The following is a 20617-nucleotide window of genomic DNA, read 5'->3' as shown; positions in this document are numbered from 1 at the left end:
ACCACTAAAAAATTCTTGCATGACATTAGAAATAGAAATTAACGGACAAACCTTTGTGCTCCACAACAGCGGGGCGCTCTATTGGGTTGGCAAGAAAATGCTCCTCATCTCGGATGCGCATCTGGGAAAGATCTCGCATTTCAGGAAACACGGATCGGCATTACCTGCCAAGGCAATCTTTATGAATTTTAGCAGGCTCGACGAACTTGTAGCGTATTTTGTTCCTGAAAAAATCTGCTTCTTGGGCGACCTGTTTCACAGTGCTTTAAACAAGGAATGGCATTTCTTTGAAGAATGGGTAGCCCGTACAGCGCTGCCTATTATCCTGATAGCCGGCAACCACGATATTGTGAGTCCGCAGAAATATGAAGAATTGCATATTCCTATAGTAAGCGAATGGCTGCTAGATGGTTTCCTGCTGACTCATTTCCCAGAAGAACGCGAAGGCGCTTTTACCTTTTCGGGACACATCCATCCCTCGGTTATGCTGACAGGACAAGGACGTCAGTTTTTAAAACTGCCTTGCTTTTTCCGATCGAGAGAACAGATGATCTTGCCTGCTTTTGGCGAATTTACGGGAACTTCTGTCATGGAACTCAAGCCTGACGATGTGGCGTATGTCATCACGAAAGAAGAAGTAATAAAAATCTCAAAGGCACTTTAAATACGTATCCCTAGTTACTGAGATTTAGGCCAACAGTTAATTTTTAGACGGAACGGCATAAGAGAAAAGACTGCCTCCAGCTTCCCTGTTTTCGGCCCATATCCTGCCGCCTAATTTGACGATAAAGTCCTTGCTGAAAGATAGGGCTATACCTGCACCATCGTGCATCGTTCCACCTTTGCTGCTGATGGAAAAAAGCTTCTCCAATTGGGCATTAGAAAGACCCGTACCTTCATCCTCTACAGAAATGACGATTTCAGAATCCTGCTTCGCCGCGTCCAAGATGATGGTCTTGTTTTCGGGAGAGAATTTTAAGGCATTCGACAGCAGATTTCGATTGACAAATTGGAGCATTTCTTTGTCCGATTCCGCCAAGATGGCTTCTGGAGCATTATTGATTACGGTAATGTTTTTTTCCTTGAACTGCATGCTATAGCCGCTGATGGCCTCATCAAGAAGCTCACGCATATTGACTGGCTCCGGATTGATCTTGAATTCGCCGAGCTGGCGCTTGATCCACTGAAGCGTAGCATCAAAATTTTCGAGGATGCCGTTGATGTCGTCACTAATCGTGCGATAGAAAGTATCTTTATCCGCTTGGGTAAGTTCCGTATCACGCTCAAGCAGTCGCACCATGTAAAGGGTAGAGATAAGAGGCGAACGGAAGTCGTGCGCCAAGATGGAGACCAGGTTTGATTTCATGCTGTCTGCTTCTTCAAGAGAAGCATTCTTTTTATCGATAATATCGTAAAGCGCTGCCTTCTTTTTAGAATCGCGCCTGATTTTTCTAAAAGCACGCCATAAAAGCAGCGACAGGGCGGCACACAAAAGAGAAAAACCGCCGAGAATTGCAATAGTCTGTCGGGATATTTTCTGCGATCGTTCTAGATTTCTGTTATTTTCCTGTATTTGGTTGTAGTGGACGTAATCGCCGACAAACTTTTCCAAGCTGACCATGCGCTGCATCTGAGCCGCAATGATTTTCTCGGTGATTTCTTTTTCTTTTTCAGAATTCCCGAGCATCTTGGCAAAACGGAGCACCGACATCAGTACAGGAGCTTTCAATTCATCATAACCATTCGCTTCTGCCAGCTTTAATTGCTCTTCCATATAATGCAGGGCAAGTGTTGGATTGCCATTGCCAGCATAGTATTCACCCAAAAAATTAAGGCTTACCAACTGCAGTCTTTCCAATTTGACAGCCCTGGCTTCTGCAAGAGAGCTTTCAAGTAACGGAAGCGCTATAGTGCCCAATCCTCTTCGAAGATAAAAGAGCGCGAGAATTTGCTTATTTCCGATAAGCACTTGCTCGTCTTTTAATCTTTCTGCTATCTTATTGGATCTTCCTAGATAATATTGCACGCTGTCTTCAAAAAGCTCCGGATTGGCGATGCAGTAATTGGCGTAGACTTTTGACATGATACTGTCGTTCGGGATTTCCCTACCGATCTCCAAAGCTTTCCTGCTGTACTCGATAGCACGCTTTGGATTTCCGAGCTGCATCTGGATGCTGGCGAAATTCATGTACAATTGGGCCGTATTGGGCCTGTCGCCCATCGCCTCATAAGAAGCAAGCACTTCACCAAAAATCTTATTAGCTTCTCTGTTCAGTCCTTTTAGGGCTAGCGCAATACCGATTACGTTTTCGGCATCAACGGCTCCTTTTTTATAGCCGATTCTTCCGGCAACGGCACGCGCATTCATGGCATACACCAAACTGCTGTCGGGACTCTTGAGATGCATCAGCATCCCGATACGGTTGATACTGTTGACATAGGAAATACTGTCCTTTACATGAGGTAGTTTTTTTTGTATCGATCTGATTTCTTGAGTCTGTGAATAAGAAGAAAGAGAAAATAAAACGAATGAAGTAGCAAGCAAAACGTATTTTAGGGGTACTAATCTGGGCATCTTTTTGTGGTAGTTTATTTGACGTAAAAATAGCAATTAAAAGCATGCAAAAGCAAAACCATTATTTCAGGAATCAGAGTTTCTAAAAACCAAAATGACGCCGTAATTACATGATTTTTACTTTAAGAGCCAAATCTTTAAAAATCTTCTTCTTTTTATCTCGGCTCTCCTAAGATTAAAATTTCAATAAAAAAAATTTAATCGATTAAGTGTAATTTTTATCGATTAAATACATTTTTTTACTATTTTTGAGACCTCTTAAAACAAGAGATGGATTGTAGGAATTCATATTTGATAAAATTTAAGCTATTTAAATTTTTTAATGAAGAAGTGATTATAAGACAAAAGGGAAACATTAATAGTTATTAGTATACAATTTGGGGGAACTGTATATTTAATAGCATTGCCAGAGTATTGATAACTTAAGGTTTGCCATGAAAACATATAATCAGCGGAAAAAACTGTGTTTGCTTTACTGCTTCCTTGTTGGGCTGGGCTTTGCAGGCTTTAGTTATTCGCAGATAACTATCTCGACGCCTTCTATCGCTTTCACGCAGGCCTGTGCTTCGGCAAGTTTCAATACTTACAATTTTTCATTCTCTTTCTTTCCGGTACAGAATCTGGGCGCCTCTAACCAGTTCATCGTTGAGCTTTCCGACAGAAACGGAAGTTTTGCAAGTCCCGTTATCGTAAAGACGCTCACCAATACCACTTCACCCGTAACCAGCAATTTTAGCCTGCCGCCAGATACGTATGGAGAAGGCTACCGTATCCGCGTCAGAAGTACAAATCCTGTAAAAGTCAGCCCAAACAGCAATGCCTTTGCGGCCTACTACGCTGTGCACAACCAGCCTTTCTCGATTAATGGAAACAATGGCACCGTGACTTTGTGCGGAGCCGAAGATTATCTTTTGCAGATTGACAATAACGGAACTCCGGCCTCTCCTGTGTATTATCCAGCACTGAATTACATATGGTATAAAAATTTTATCGAAATACCGGGAGAAGACGGGCCGTCGCTTAGAGTCACCCAGCCAGGATCATACTATGTTGTTGTGGATTACGGGACCTGCGTGATGAATTCGTATTCTAATATCGTACAGGTACAAGCCCAGAGCGTGCTGTCGCCAACCATCCAAGCCGAAGACAACTCGACCGCTATCTGCCCTAACGATACGCGGACTTTGACAAGCGTTCTTCAAAATGCCAGCTATTCTTATAAGTGGTACAAGAACAACATCCTTATCCCCGGAGCCAATGCCTCTACGTATGAAGCATCAGAAGGAGGCGTCTACCATCTTGAAATCACGGTCGGCGGCTGTACTTTTGAATCGAATCCAATTACGTTAGAAATAATCGATTTCAATCTATCGCTCAGCACTCCGTCTGAGATAGTATTGATTCCCGGAGAAACCATAACTGTTAATACTGTAACCGATGCGCAGAATCCGCAATTCCAGTGGCATAAAAACGGGCCTGCTATTCCAGGCGCTATCCAATCTTCTTTAAACATTACGCAGGCAGGGACTTACAAAGTGGTCGTGACCGAAGCCATGCCTTGCAACATCGTTAAAGAAAGCACCGTATCGGTAGTTTATCCTCTTGGCTTTGATGTAGAAATTCAGGCAGCTGCCGGATACAGTTCTTGCGTAAGTTCCTCGACAACGCTGTCTATAGCACAGTTTGACGCCATTACCGAAGATGACCCTATAAATCTTATCGGACGCACCAACAATTATACGTATCAATGGTACAAAAATAGCATCGCCGTAGCAGGGGCAGTAACGCCATCGCTGCTTATTAACAGTCCCGCACAAAACGGAAGCTATGTGCTTAAAATTACCATTCCTGATTTTGGCGTGGTCACTTCTAATGCTTTGGATGTAAATCTGGCGATTGAAAATGCTGTCATAAGCAGCGGAGGCAGCCTTTGTGAAAATGGCACGGTCCTGCTTTCATCGAACATAACAAATCCAGCTTACGCTTACCAATGGTTTAAAAACGATATTGCGATTGCAGGCGCAGTTTCGAATACTTATACTGCTTCCGCAGAAGGCAACTATCATCTTGTCATCACGAGCGGCGCATGTACCCGACAGTCCAATACGCTTGCTTTGCAGATAGCTACTTTCAATATAACTACAACAACGCCAAGTCTTGACATATTGATTCCTGGCGAGCAGAAAACACTTTCTATTTCCACAGACGCCGTAACTCCGCAATTTGCTTGGTACAGAAATGATATCCTGATTGCTGGAGCCAACCAAAACAGCTATAATGCTGTGCAGAATGGGACATACAAGGTCGTCGTGACTCAAAACCAAGGCTGTCTTGTCCAGAAAGAAAAAATATTCGTACTGGAATATCCTACGAGTTTCGAAGTAACTATCGCTCCAGATGCCTCTTATGCCGCTTGTGGCAGCGCGCCTGCAATTCTTGCGATAACCAGTTTCATTGCACACACCTCTCAAGGAATCATTGACCTGACCAACAGATCAAACACCTATTCTTACCAATGGCATAAGAATGATATTCCTGTGGCAGGAGCCGTAGGCAGAAGTCATACCGTAAACAGTGCGACACAGAACGGAAGCTACAAAATCAGCATTACGCTGCCTGACTTTGCTCCTGTATTTTCGAACAGTATAGACATAAAGCTGGCGCCGCAGAATGTAACCATCAGCAGTTCGGGAGTGCTATGCGAAGGCTCGACTGTCTTACTTTCTTCCAGCATAACCGATCCAGCTTATTCGTATCAATGGCATAAAAATAGCCTGCCGATTCCCGGAGCGGTATCCAGTACATATACCGCAAATGCGGAAGGCAGCTACTATCTTGTAATTAGCAATAGCAACTGTACAAGACAGTCTGACCCGATTTCTCTTGTCATAGCTCAGATCAGCATCAGCAGTACTTCTCCAGCTACAGACATTATCTTGCCTGGAGAAACCAAATTGCTTTCTGTCACGACAGATGCTGTACAACCTCAATTTGTATGGTACCGAAATGATATCTTGATTGTCGGAGCCAACCAGAGCAGTTATGCCGCTACTCAGAATGGAACTTACAAAGTGGTCGTAACTCAAACCCAAGGATGTAATGCTGTAGCCGAAAAAATATTTGTACTGGAATATCCTACCAGCTTCCAGATAACCATCGCTCCGGATGCTTCTTACACGCCTTGCAGTAACGGTCCTCTGGCACTTGCAATAACCAGCTTCACTGCAAATACTTCGCAAGGAGTTATCGACTTGACCAATACTTCCAACAGTGCTTATGCTTACCAATGGTATAAGGACAATAGTCCAGTAGCAGGAGCCGTAAGCAATAGTCACATTATAAGCAGCGCGACGCAGAACGGGGACTACAAGATAAGCATTACCTTTCCTGATTTTGCTCCTGTGTTTTCTAATACTGTGGCTATAAAATTGACGCCAGAAAACCCAACAATTAGCAGTTCTGGAGTGCTTTGCGAAGGCTCGACTGTCTTGCTTTCTTCTAGCATAACCGATGCTGTTTATTCTTATCAATGGTATAAAAATACCTTGCCTATTTCGGGAGCAACCGCCAGCACGTATACTGCCGATGCTGAAGGCAGCTACTACTTGATCATCAGCCATAGCGGCTGTACGAGACAATCAGACGCCATCACTCTTGAAATCGGACAAATCAATATAACAAGTACTTCCCCTTTGACAGATATTATCCTTCCAGGAGAAACTAAAATAATAACTGTCACTACTGATGCTGTTCAGCCTCAATTTCAATGGTACCGAAACGACATTCTTATTGCAGGAGCCAACCAAAATAGTTATGCAGCCACTCAGAATGGCACGTATAAGGTAGTCGTGACCCAGATGCAAGGATGTAATGCTATAGCAGAAAAAATATTTGTCTTGGAATATCCGACGGGCTTCGAAAGCACTATCGCCGCCAACTCGGATTATCAGCAATGCTCTAGTACTTCGATTACTTTAAGCCTTTCAACTCTGACAGCAATTACGCCGGCAGGAAACATTACCGTTGCCAATACTTCGAGCTATTCTTACCAATGGTTCAAGAATGGGAATCCAGTGTCTGGAGCCGTTTCATCTACCATAATACTTAGCAGTCCGACAGAAAGCGACACCTATAAGCTGAGAACTACATTGCCTGATTTTGCGCCGGTATTCTCGAATGAAATAATTGTAAATTTAATTTCCGGACAGCCATTGGCCATAACTGCAGTCGGACAGCTGTGTCCAGAAAACCCTCAGGTGGTCATCAGCAGTAGTATTTCAGACAGTTCATACACCTATACTTGGCTAAAGAACGGTATCGAAATCAGCAGTGGAAACAACCCCAATTATACAGCGACAGAAACAGGAACTTATACGCTGACTGTAGCTACTGGAACATGTACTTTCAACTCAAACGTGCTCGAAATCAGAGAAAGCGATTTTATGCTTACGCCCAACAGTCCGCTGATTGACACTATTATCCCAGGGGAAATAAAAACGCTTTCTGTCACTACCGATGCGCTACAGCCTACGATTGACTGGTTCAGAAACGATATACTAATCAGCAACTCCAACAGCAGTTCTTTTGCCGTAAATCTAGACGGATTGTACAAGGCCGTCGTAAGGCAAACCCAAGGATGTGTCATCACAAAAGAAGTTGCCTTCCGCATAAACTATCCGAGCGAGATGACCGTTACTATTGCGGCAAACGGCGATTTTCAGCAATGCGGCAGCACGACAGCCCAACTGAGCATAAGCGCATTCAACGCAGTAGTGCCATCAGGTCCTGTAAATCTTTTAAACAATACGTTCAATTATCAATACCAATGGCTTAAAAACGGACAGCCAATTGCGGGAGCTACTTCTACAACTCTGGCCATAAGCAATCCTAATGACAGCGGTACTTATAGCTTGCAGGTTACGATTCCTGGTTATGCTATTATACTGTCTAACACCATTGCCATCAACTTAAGTTTTGCTAATGAAGTGGTGATTTCTACGAACGATATCCTTTGTTCTTCTGAGAGCAATGTTACGATAAGAAGCAATATCAACAATCCGGAATACACTTACAAATGGTACAAGCAAGGAAGCTCGACCATCATCGGGACAGAAAGTACTCTGACGGTAAACAGCGCAGGAAGTTATTTCTTAGTAGTAAGCTACGAAAACTGTACCGTTACATCCAATTCGCTTGAAATCATACCGTTTGACATGGCTCAGATAACGGTAGATTCTCCTAGAGAAATCACACTGATTATCGGAACATCCATAACGCTGACAGCAAGCGGTGCCCAATCGTATGAATGGTATTTCAACGGAGAGCTGGTTTCCAACAGTCCGTCTATAGAAATAGAAGAACCTGGAACCTATACGCTGATAGCCAAGGTCGGAGAATGCCGAGTGACCAAAGAGTTTATCGTGACCGGAATGGAAAACAACATGATGGCCATACCCAATGTAGTAACGCCAAATAACGACGGCGTAAATGACACATGGAACCTACCGACCAAATTCGTCAATAACGAAAATGTGGAAGTAGTGATTTATGGTCCCGACGGGGCAATCGTTTTTAGGTCCAACAGATACCTGAACAACTGGCCGGAAAGCTCGTTTACCTATTCCCTAAAAAATCCCGTGTACTATTATACCATTATGGAAGGCAATAAGATTACCAAACGTGGCTCAATAACAATCGTAAAATAACTAGATGATAAAAAACTACCTTGTCTTATCGTTTTTTATTTTTAGTGCTTCTTTTATGAAATTAAGCGCGCAGGACGCCCCTGTGCTCACGTTTAACCTACCGTCGCAGAACAATCTCAAGTTTAACCGCTTTTTGCAGAATCCTGCGTTTTCTTTTGTACGCGAAGACAATACCTATATCTCCTTATACCACAGGAACCAATGGATACAGTTTGACGATTCTCCAAAAGTATATATGCTGGCCTATACAGGAAAATTCTCCGACAGATCAGGACTCGGTTTTGGTTTATACCAACAGAATCTAGGCGTAATCGTAAGTTTTGGAGGAATTGCCAACTACTCGTACAACGTCAAGCTAAGCGAAAAAATGGACCTGACTTTCGGGTTTAACCTCGCCTATTACAACAGCGGCGTTGACCGCAATAGGACCGTTACCGAAGAGCCCGATCCGATATTGCTAGCCATGAGAAACAATTCGCTGTTAAGCATCAAACCCGGATTCAACCTCAGCTACGGCAATATCGATTTTGGAATTTATGCAGAAAATTTTATCGATTACGATTTCAAATCGAGCAAGCTGGCTAAAGATTATTCCGACAAGACTTTTTCGGCCCATATCATGTATTCGCATGAGATGAGTTCCTTGACAGACCTATTCGAAGGCAGCAGTTTCAGGCTTGCGGCCCGAGGCAAGGTCAACCAAGAAAGTGATTTGGGATTGAGCGGTTCCTTGCTGGTCGATTTTCCAAAATTCGGATGGATACAGACTGGCATCGATGATTTTTTTGGCGTAGGCGTAGGCATCGGATTTCATTTTACGAGAAGACTTTCTTTAGGCTATACTTACGAAAGGACCATTAAGGAAGGCCTCGTTAATCTAGGTCCTACGCATGAAATCACCATGGCCTTTTCGTTCCAAGATAGGCTTTTGGCAAAAAAGAAAGTCCTTACTGCGAAAGATACTTTAGACCAAATTGAAGCCATAGACAAAAAACTGGCGTCTAAAAAAGCGTCCAAAAAAGGAAAACCTGATTTCGATAAAGATCTTGAATTAGAAAAACTGAAACTACAGATGGACGATAGCAACATGCACCTGTTGGACATGCTGATGCAAGAAGACTCTATCGAAACTATCCGCAAGGCAGAATTCGAGCAGAAGGTAAAAAACCTGATGGACTATGTAAAAAGAGAGAACAGCGCCAAGGAAGCCAATGCCAAGCCGATTGTGCTTCGCAAGTCGAAACCTGGAAAGAAAATAGTCCCAAAAACGATGGAAGACTTGAAAGATGCCGAAAACGGATACTATATCGTTTCCAAATCAGAAGACGGTTCGCCTATCATAGAACGATACGAATCACTTCCTGAAGCCTTGAAATCCTACGAAAAGAAAAAAGCATCAGGCAAAGAAAAAGACATCTACATCATCCATGTAGACAATCCCGACGAGCTCGGGCTGGACGAGAACCACAAGAACGCAGATAGTAATTCCAAAAACAAAAACGATGAACAACAAAAAAGCACGGAAGGCTCCGTAGAGGACATCCTGAAAGACGAAAAAGCGCAACGAGAAATAAGCGCCAAGACAGAAGAAGAAATCAAGGAATTCTATTCCAAGAAAACCGCCAAGATCAGAGAATCCCCTAAAAAAGGAAACAAGCTCTCGGTTGCAGGACTTGAAACAGGCTATTATATCATTGCCAATGTCTTCGCCGAGCAGGAAAACACCGAAAAATTCATGCGAAAAATGAAGAGCCGGGGAGTCGAAACAAGCTATTTTATAAACCCTAAAAACAATTTCAGATATGTCTACTTGAGAAAGCATTCATCATGGAAAGAAGCCCTCGTATCTTATTATTCAAATGCGGACAACACCTACTTTGACCCCATCTGGATCATGAGCATTAACACCAATTAAAAAACAAAACAACAAATACCACTAAAAACAAACACAATGCACCAGCTCCCAAATCACGTTCATAAGACAATCGTTCTGCTCGGATGTCTTATCCTCGCCTGTTTTAGCGCTCAGGCACAAGTACCCGTCCCTTTTTCACCCAGGCTCCAGAACGGGAGCTTAAAAGTAAAAGGGGATATTCTTTTTGTCGGAAACAATATCCTTAACAGGGCCGCTGCAAACAATGTAGCGGAAGCAAACACGCCTTACAATGGCACGAGCGACAACAACTCCTTCAATATGGAATATATCGATATTGACGGCGACCCATCTACATTCAGCTCCAGTTCGGCAGATCTGTCCTTGGGAAGCAGCTGTTCCAAAGTAATCTATGCCGGATTGTATTGGGCTTCGACCTATCCGTATGAACGAAGCACGAACCAAAACTCGCAATGGCAAGGAACGCCGAGGTTTAACGACTGGAATCAAGTCAAATTCAAGCTCCCTGGAGGCGCCTATCTAAACCTGTCGGCAGACAACAATGCCGATCCGGCAGGCGATGAAGATGCCATAATTTTTGACGGATACAATGCCGCAAACATTTCTGCCTCTTTCAAGGATTCACCGATTGTGTGCTACAAAAACGTGACCAGCCTCGTGAGAGGACTAGCAAATCCAAACGGAACCTATACGCTGGCCAACCTCCGTGCTGCCAAAGGCCGAAGAGACGGGGCGAGTTCTGCAGGCTGGGTAATGGTCATCATTTATGAAAACCCGACCATGCCTGGAAAATTCATCTCTACTTTTGACGGATATGCCGGTGTACAAGGAAACGTGACGGCAGACATCAACATCAACGGCTTTGTAACACTTCCTGCCCCTTTCCCAGTTCGTGCAAAACTAGGAGTAGGTGCTTTAGAAGGCGACGTTGGAATCACGAATGACAGGCTTAGAATCAAAGCAAATACGGTAGCTACTTTTACAGATGTTTCCAATACCCTGAATCCAGCTAACAACTTTTTCAACTCTTCCATTACCAATAACAATGCGCAAGTCCCGAACAGGAGTCCTTATGGAACCAATACCTTGGGTCTTGATTTGGACATGCTCAACTTGTCCAATCCATTGAATGGAATTATACCCAATAATGAAACAGGGGCAACCCTAAGACTGCTGACATCAGGAGACGGATATGGTGCATTCCTTACCTCCTTTGCAGTAGAAGTAATCGAGCCAGAAATCAAGCTGGTCAAGACTGTTAGAGACATCAGCGGTAATGATATTGGCGGTGCAGATGTGAATCTAGGGCAGGTTTTAGACTATGTAATTACGTTTCAAAATATTGGAAATGATAACACGAGAGCGCTCAGCATCCGAGATATCCTTCCAGAAAATACCATCTTTACTAATGGTCCAGGCTCTGTAGATTTAAGCGGTGCTCCTGGAACAACCTATACCTATAATGCCGGAACAGGACAATTGGTGTTTACTGTGCCTAACAACTTGGTTGAAATTGGCGATCCTGTATATACGATAAAAATTCGCGTCCAAGTAGTCAACACTTGTAGCGAATTGACAAACGCCTGTTCTAATATTATCCAGAATTTAGCTTATACTACGTATCGAGGAGAATTGAACAGCAATACAATTTCAGACGATCCAAGTTATGCAGGATTGGATTCTTGCGGATTAGGAATTCCTGGACCGGCAAATTTCCTTGTCGATATTGACGAATGTGCTTTCACCAGAAGCGAAATTCTTTGTGGTGCTTCCGTTGTCCTGACTGCCGGTTCTGGTTATGCTTCTTATGAATGGCATAATGCCAGCGGTGCCGTTATTGGAAATACGCAGAGCATTACAGTAACTTCGCCAGGAAGCTATTATGTAATCAATACACCGACTCCGCCGTGTATCGGAATTACGGAATACATCAACGTAACCCTATTCGGAACCAACCAGACCAATCCGGTACTGCCATTCGCAGACGAGATCGTAATCTGTCCGAATGACGGGGAACAGCTGCCGAACATCTTCTTATGCGGATTGAACGACAGTCGTTTTATACAAACCAACATTACAGACGCCGTGAGCATCATCTGGGAAAAACTGGATGAGGCCAGCTGTCCAGCAGTTGGTATTGATGACTGTCCGAATAAAAATCTTGCCTGTACTTGGAATCAGTTCGGAACCGGAACTAATTTCAATGTGACGCTTGCAGGACAGTACCGTGTGGTCATCAACTACCAGAACGGCTGTTTCAACAGATATTATTTCAATGTCTACACTAACCTTTTGGATGCGCAGTATATTGTACAAAATATTACTTGTAACACGGCGGGACAGATTACGGTCACCAACGTGCCTTCGACTTATGAGTTCCAATTGGTCAATCAAAACACAGGCGCCGTTTTGGTAGGGTACCAGAGCAGTCCCATCTTTCCGATAAGCCAAGCTGGTTCTTATCTGGTACAGATCAGGCAGCAAGGTGTTACAGACGGTTGCGTTTTCACGATTCCAGATATTGGAGTTTCTGATTTGGACTTCCAAGTAAACGTCATTACTAAAAATACTTCCTGCAACGGATTCGGAAGCATCAGGCTGCAAGCTTCAAATGTAAGACCGCAGTACTATTATTCTATTTCCGGACCAAGTACGATAAACGTAGGACCGCTGACAGATAACGATTATATCTTCCAAAATCTAAATCCAGGAACGTACACCGTTACGGTGAGGACAGATGACGGATGTACGTACACAAGCACTACAACCATTTTAGACAATAGTAATTTAAGCTTAAATGCTACGATTGTCCAAAACATCTCTTGTACGCCAGGCAGCATCCGATTGACTCCGTCAGGTGGCGAAGCGCCATATGTATTCGCTATCTACAGCTTTAATGGAACACTACTTAATCCAACGGCTGGCGATTATACAGACATCGATACCTTCGAAATCCCGATAGGCCAGCAAGGAACATATGTGTTTATTATGGTAGACAACAATAACTGTACGGTATTGTCAAATCCGGTAACCATCCAGAATCTTCCAGATGTGGTATTCACGACCAGTTTTGAAAACATAAGCTGCAACGGTGCCAACAACGGAAGCATAACCTATACGGTGACCAACGCTAATGGCTTTTCGTACTCTTTTGAATTGCTGGATGCAACAGGCACTGTAATTCGCACGAACACTTCTGGTATCTTCAACGGATTGGCTCCGGGTAATTATACCGTCAACTTCATACAAAATAATACTACTGGAAGCTGTTCTTTTCCAGCTACATTCACGCTAACACAGCCTGCACCGCTAACAGGAGCAGTAACCCAGACACAGCCTTATAACTGTACCACTGGAGGAGCAACCATAAGCGTGACGGCAGGAAGCGTAACAGGGGGAACGCCTCCGTATCAATACAGCATCGACGGTATCAATTTTGGCGGCGCCACTTCTTTTAGCGGCCTGACAGCTGGAACCTATACGGTAACAGTAAGAGATGCTGAAGGCTGTACGTTCAGCACCAATGCCATCACGATCAATCCATTGTCTCCACCTACCAACATTCAGTTTGCGGCAACTGCTCCGAGCTGTCCAGCCCTGACATCGAATGTTACCTTGACAGTGACTGGCGGAACAGGTCCGTTTGTCTATGAAATAACAGCTCCTGCGGCTGCCATAGCAAACAACGGAAGCAATCCTGTATTTTCTGGATTGGCTCCAGGAACATATACTTTTGAAGTAACCGATGCCAATGGATGTTCATTCACTAAAAATTACACGATCAATCTGGTGACTCCGATTACCGTTACCGGACAGCCTGTAAGCAATGTTATTTGTTTCGGCCAAGCAAACGGCTCGGCAAATTATACCGTGAGCGGTTTTGGAACAACATACAGCTATACTGTCGTAAACGGTTCAGGAACAACAGTAGCTTCTGGAACAAACACGACAGCAACGGCAATCCCAGTCAATAATCTTCCTGTTGGAAATTATACGATTACGGTAACTGATTCGGCAACAAATTGTACGGCAACAGCTGTAGTCGCAATCAATGGCCCGACAGCAGCGTTAGATTTGACACCAACAGTAAATCCGATTACGTGTGTTGGATCCGGAAACGTCACTGCTCCGGCCGTGGGCGGATGGGGAAGCTATCAATACCAATTGCAATTGCCAAACGGAACGATTGTTGGACCTCAATCCAGCTCCGTTTTTAACAACCTGACATTACCTGGAACGTATACGATTTCGGTAAAAGACGCAAACAATTGTACCGTTACCGAAACATTCTCGCTAAGTGCCGTCACAAGCCCTACGCTTTCGATAGCAGCTACTTCGGATATCTGTTATGATACTACAAACAGTGCTTCTATAACCGTAAGCGTAACTGGCGGACTGGCTCCTTTTTCTTATACCTTAAACGGAGCAGGAAGTCAAGCTTCTAATACGTTTGCCAATCTGACACCGGGCACGTATACTATTGAAGTAACCGATTCAAATGGCTGTACCGATACTATCACCCAAATCATCGGGCAGCAGCTTGTGGCTATCTCTGTATTGAATAAAGATTTGGATTGTACGGCGAGTCCGAATGCCGTGATTGATATTGCAATTAGTGGCGGACAGGCTCCTTATTCTTACCAAACTTCTGTAAACGGAGGAACGTACGGCACGGCTACAGCAGTAACCGGATCAACCATAAACTATTCAACAGCAGCACCAGGAACATACCAATTCCAAATTACAGATAACATCGGATGTATTATTGGGACGAACATAGTGACCATATCGCCAATAACCAATCCTGTAATAACCTCTGTAACACAAACACAGAATATCTTGTGCAACGGCGACAATAGCGGTGCGATTGCAGTTGTGATCGATACTACTGTCGGTACGGCTCCTATAGCCATTTCTGTGGTAAATACAACAACGGGAACCAATTACGGTTCTCAGACTTCAGGCTTACCGGCAGGAAATTATACAATCACTATAACCGACAGCAATTCGTGTTCGGATACAGCAACCATTACTTTGGCACAGCCAGCTGCCATCACCTACAACGTTTCAACTGTAGATATTACGTGTAACAATCCTGGTGGCACATCGTACGGTGAAATTATCGTACAAAATGTTACAGGAGGAACCGGACAATATACGTATCATGTAAGCAACAACTTCGGCTATTCTGACACTTATGTGACTACCGCAGGAGAAGACCATTCTTTCCAGATTTTGGCCTTTGGTATTTATCAGGTCGATGTGATCGATGCTAATGGATGTTCTGTAGTGAGAAGCCATATCATAATCGCTTCGCCTCCAGACGATTTAGTCATAGACGTTTCTGCTGTTACGGCAGACTGTTTGAACGGAGGAACTGCACAAATTACAGTGACTTCGGCAGTGAGCAGCGGTAACTTCCAGTTTGCAATTTTAGAATACAATACGATTCCGTATTCCAACAATTACCAACCTGCCAACCCGGGAACTCCAGAAACTTCAACCTTCACAGGACTGACTCCGGGTGTAACTTATACTTTTGTGGTTTATGACGTAGTGACGCAATGCTACTATTTCAAATCCGCAGACCTTCCGATCGATTCGCCTTCCAACCTAACGGCTGCGCTTAATGTCGTAAGCAACGTTTCTTGTACAGGAAGTGGAAACGGAAGTGTTTCATTTACCTTTAGCAACTACGATACTGGAGCATCGCAGGTAAATTATGAAATTTTCAATGCACAGTCTAATACGAGCACAGGAATAACAGGTAGCACCTCGCCATTACCAGCATCTGGCAATCCCGTGACGGTAAATAATTTTGGTATGCTTGCCCCTGGAAATTATTACATACTGTTTACAGAAGTAGGCGGTGCGTTTTCAGGATGTACGAACGCCTCTCCTTCTTTTGCCATAAGCCAATCGACTAATCTGTTGCAAGTCACAGCTACCGTGACTAAAAATGACAATTGTACTGCAAATGCAGGGCAGATTACAGCAACAGGGCAATACGGAACCGCTCCTTACCAATACCAATTAGTGGCTGGAGGAAACCCAGCACCTACAGTAGCCACTTGGGCAGGAGCAGCTACCAATGTTTTCAATGTTGAAGGAGGAAATTACACCGTGTATATCAAAGATGCTAACAACTGTATCCAAGCAGCGCCGATTGCGTTGCCAACAGACACAGCTCCTATCATCACTGCAAGTGTAGCCAATCAATGTAACACGGCAGAAGGAAGTTTCACCATTCAAGTAGACAGAACGGTTGACGGAATTGCACCGTATTCCTATAGCCTAAACGGAGGAGCCTTCCAAAGCCAAGCTGCGGCATCGTTTACTTATAGCAATTTAGCCTCAGGAAGCTATACAGTACAAATAAAAGACGCCAATGGCTGCGGAAACACAGTAACCCTACAGATTTTTGCGCCACTGAATCTTACTCCTGTTGCAGCTGTACAGCCAAGCTGTGCTAACAACGACGGAGAAATTACCGTAACGCCTTTTGGAGGTTCTGGAACTTATGAATACGAACTACAGGATAGCACCGGTACGACGATTGTCGCTTCCCAAACAGCAAATAATTTTACAGGTTTGGCGGCAGGAAGCTATATTGTAGTAATCCATGACACCGTTTCAACATGTACCGAACAAGCAACAATTTCGCTAGAAGTTCCAACGCCAGTAACCTTTACGACAGCTTCAGAAAACGTAAGCTGTAACGCAGGTTCAGATGGAGTCATTACCATAACATTGCCTGTATCAAACGACAATCCACCGTATACTTATACTGTCAATAATGGAACCGATCCTGCCATAACGCAGAACAATCCACTATTTACAGGACTGTCGGCAGGAACTTATACTGTGACGGTAACATCTGGCAAAAATTGTTCGGATACTCAAACCGTAATCATTACAGAACCATCACTTTTAGACATCAGCGCTACGGCAACAGCCTTTGCTTGTAATGCTTCTAATACGGTAACCACTTCAACACTTACGGTAACGGTTGAGAATGACGGAACAGGAAATCCTTCAGGAACGGCTCCATATTCGTATAGCATTGACGGAACGAATTTCTTCCCTACAAATGCCTTCGACATTGTAGACAACGGAAGTATTCAGAACATAACCGTAACAGTAAAAGACAGCAATAATTGCACGCAGACGACAACAGTAACCATCAATCCGCTACCAGAAATAACGGTAGTTGCAGCTGTTCAAGGAACCGCAATTACTTGTACAAACGATGAAGCCGTACAGATAACCGTAACCGGAGGATCGGGAGATTTTACTTTCGATGTCTTGCCATTAGGATCACAGGCTTCCATAGCTCCAGGAGCAGGAACCTACACAGCAACATTGCCGCTTACGCAGCCTGGAAGTTATACGTTCCAAGTAACCGATAATGTCACAGGATGCTATATGCTTTCTGTACCTTATGAAATTCTTCCTTTTGATACTATAGAAGTAATCGCATCAAGCCCTACTCCTGTAACGTGTTTCGGAGATTCTGACGGAAGTTTGGTTATAAACGTAACAGGATATACCGGAGCGTATTCGTATACAGTCCTTAATGCGGCTGGAACGACAGTAGCCACAGGAACTGGCAATACGACTGTAAATCCATTTACGATAACAGGATTATCGGCAGGAAATCTTCATGTAGTTGTTACGGCAACCGACACGCCTTTCTGTACCGAAGATTCTAATTCAGTAACCGTGACTTCGCCTGACAGTCCTTTGGTCCTGACAGCAAATCCGACTGCTAACGTTAATTGCGATAACAACCAAGGAGAAATCACAGCCTCTGCCACTGGCGGTTGGGGAACGTATTTGTATGAATTGGTAAATACCACTACGAGTACAACCCTACAAGCTTATGCGGCAAATAGCACTTTCACAGGATTGTCTGCAGGAAATTATACTGTTTCAGTAAGAGACTCGGGAGGATGTATCGTAAGCCAAACGGTTGTATTAGTGCAGCCTGCACTTATCACGGCAAACATCAACGCTTCAACGACACAAGTGCTTTGCTTTGGCGACAACACGGCCACAGTCGAAGTTCTAAATGTAATAGGCGGACAAGGAAGTTATCAATATATCCTGAACCACTATGATGCCACTGGAACAACCATAGTATTAAGTTCTGGTCCTCAGACAAATCCTCAATTCACAGGACTTGGAGCAGGAATTTACAGCATTACGATAACAGACGGTTGGAATTGCGACCTGACAACGCCAACAATAACCATAACAGAACCGACACCAGTACAAGGATTCTTGTCTATAACCAGCAACATAACCTGCTTGACACAGGCAGAGATTACCGTTTCAGGTTCTGGAGGAACGCCACCTTACCAATTTAGCACAAACGGAACAGCCTACTCAAACACAGCCGTATTTAATGTAGGGCCTGGTACGTATCAATACTATGTCAGAGATGCCAATGGCTGCCAAGCCGTATTGACCAACCAAGTAACCATTTTGCCTGTTCCGGCTTTACAGCTGAATTTAGATCTTAGCAGTGCCAATATCAATTGTTCAGGTGAATCCACTGCGGCTATTACGGCTAATACAACCGGAGGATTGGGCAATTATATGTATGAACTGCTAGATGGAGCAAGCAATGTCTTAACCGGACCTCAGGTAGGAAATAGCTTTACAGGCCTTCCGGCAGGAAATTACTATGTCCGTGTAGTAAGCGGTGATTGTACGGCAACGTCTTCAGTCATTACTATTACCGATCCAGCGCAGCTGACGGTAACTTATACCAAAAGAGACGTATTATGCTTTGGTGATGCCAACGGAAGCATTGAAATTCATACTACAGGAGGAACCGGAATCATTCAATATGCGATCTCCCCTAACCTCAACCAATTTGTAACAGACAATCTATTCGACGGATTGCCTCCGGGAAGCTACGAAGTTGTCGTACAAGACCAAAAAGGCTGTTTTGAATTGTTAGAGATTGATATTTTAGAACCCGCTCCGCTCGTAGCAACAATAGATGTCGTAAGCCAAGAACTCTGCCTTCACGATGCCGACGGTTCGATTTCGATAAGCATCACGGGAGGAACTGGAGACTATTTGGTAAGTCTTGACAATGTGACATTCGTGCCTGTAATCGGCAACCAGCATACGTTTACCAATTTGGTAGGCGATACCTTATATCTGATTTATGTAAGAGATTCTAACGGTTGTAACGTAAATCCTCCGTTGGAGCAATATATGGATCCTGCTGTAGAAGTAATCCCTGCCGTTACAGTACAAGCGAATTGTACGAATAACCTTCCTGGAACTGTGGCAACGGTAACCGTAAATGCAGAAGTCGTAAGCGATGTCCAATATTCGTTGGACGGAATAACTTATGTTACTTCAAATACATTTACCAACCTTGCGCCTGGCAACTATACCGCTTACGTCCAACATCAAAACGGATGTACCAAAACGGCTACTTTCACGATTGATAATTTGCTGCCAATCACGGCGACGCCTACTGTAACAGCAAATGTATTGTGCTTCGGCCAATCGACTGGAAGCATCGAAGTAACTGCTACCGGGGGAACTGGAACTATAGAATATGCCATCTCACCAGCCTTCGTTTATGGAACGGCAAACACTTTCAGCAATCTTCCAGCAGGAATCTATTCTGTACGGGTAAAAGATGCGATTGGATGTGAAGTCGAGCTTACAAACATCACCGTAACACAACCGGCAGCGGCTCTTTCTGCAACGGTAAACGGAACGCCAGAGACCTGTCTTGGAAATAATGACGGAACGATTACCATTACGCCTGCAGGAGGAACGGCTCCGTATTTTACGAGCCTCGATTCCAACAACGCTGCAGATTTTGTACAGGACCTTTTTGTCTACCAGAACCTGAACGGAGGACAGACCTACACCATCTACGTAAAAGATGCCAACGGATGTTCTATAACTCCGCTGACTTTCACGATAAATCCTGGCGTAGACATCCAGCCTACCGCGACGGTGGTGCCGAACTGTACCAATAATGTCCCTGGAAATACGGTAACAATCAATGTAGACCCATCTGTTATAGGACAAGTCCAGTACTCTTTGGACGGAATAACCTATGTGGCTTCGAATACCTTTACCAATCTGGCGCCTGGAAACTATACCGCCTACGTACAGCACCAGAATACCTGTACCAAAACGGCTCCGTTTACCATCAATAACCTGCAGCCGATCGCAGCAACCGCAAATGTGACTGCAAACGTATTGTGCTTCGGACAATCGACAGGAAGCATCGAAGTAGCCGCGACTGGAGGAACCGGAACGATAGAATATGCGATATCGCCAGCCTTTGTTTATGGAACTTCGGACACTTTCAGCAATCTTGCGGCCGGAACTTATACCATAAATGTAAGGGACGCGATAGGATGCGAAATCGTATTGTCGAACATCACCGTAACACAGCCG

5 protein-coding genes are annotated in these 20617 nt (G+C 44.1%); 4 read left to right on the top strand and 1 reads right to left on the bottom strand.

What is annotated here, in order from left to right:
• The first annotated feature begins 19 nt into the window (after window positions 1–19).
• Window positions 20–664 (top strand): ligase-associated DNA damage response endonuclease PdeM, encoded by a 645-nt coding sequence (gene pdeM, locus CLV94_RS07765; RefSeq protein ID WP_121375833.1) that lies wholly within the window; start codon window positions 20–22, stop codon window positions 662–664.
• 36 nt (window positions 665–700) lie between these two features.
• Here the strand turns inward: pdeM and CLV94_RS07760 are convergent, their stop codons facing one another.
• Entirely contained in the window at window positions 701–2575 is a 1875-nt protein-coding gene (locus tag CLV94_RS07760; protein WP_121375832.1) for an ATP-binding protein, read from the bottom strand.
• Window positions 2576–3009: 434 nt separating this feature from the next.
• On the opposite strand from CLV94_RS07760, the gene CLV94_RS07755 reads away from it, so the two are divergent.
• The 3 genes from CLV94_RS07755 to CLV94_RS07745 form a co-directional block, all read left to right on the top strand.
• The gene (locus CLV94_RS07755; protein ID WP_121375831.1) at window positions 3010–8280 is read left to right on the top strand and encodes a T9SS type B sorting domain-containing protein; all 5271 of its coding nucleotides are present in this window, start codon (window positions 3010–3012) and stop codon (window positions 8278–8280) included.
• Window positions 8281–8284: 4 nt separating this feature from the next.
• Window positions 8285–10195 carry a PorP/SprF family type IX secretion system membrane protein gene (locus CLV94_RS07750; protein ID WP_121375830.1) on the top strand — a complete coding sequence of 637 codons (1911 nt, stop codon included), beginning with the start codon at window positions 8285–8287 and terminating at the stop codon, window positions 10193–10195.
• 36 nt (window positions 10196–10231) lie between these two features.
• Window positions 10232–20617 (top strand): beta strand repeat-containing protein (locus tag CLV94_RS07745; RefSeq protein ID WP_121375829.1); only part of this gene is annotated, 10386 nt, incomplete at its 3' end.

This window comes from Flavobacterium endophyticum, assembly GCF_003634455.1.
In the GTDB taxonomy this organism is placed as follows: domain Bacteria; phylum Bacteroidota; class Bacteroidia; order Flavobacteriales; family Flavobacteriaceae; genus Flavobacterium; species Flavobacterium endophyticum.
This window is presented reverse-complemented; position numbering and strand designations above follow the sequence as displayed.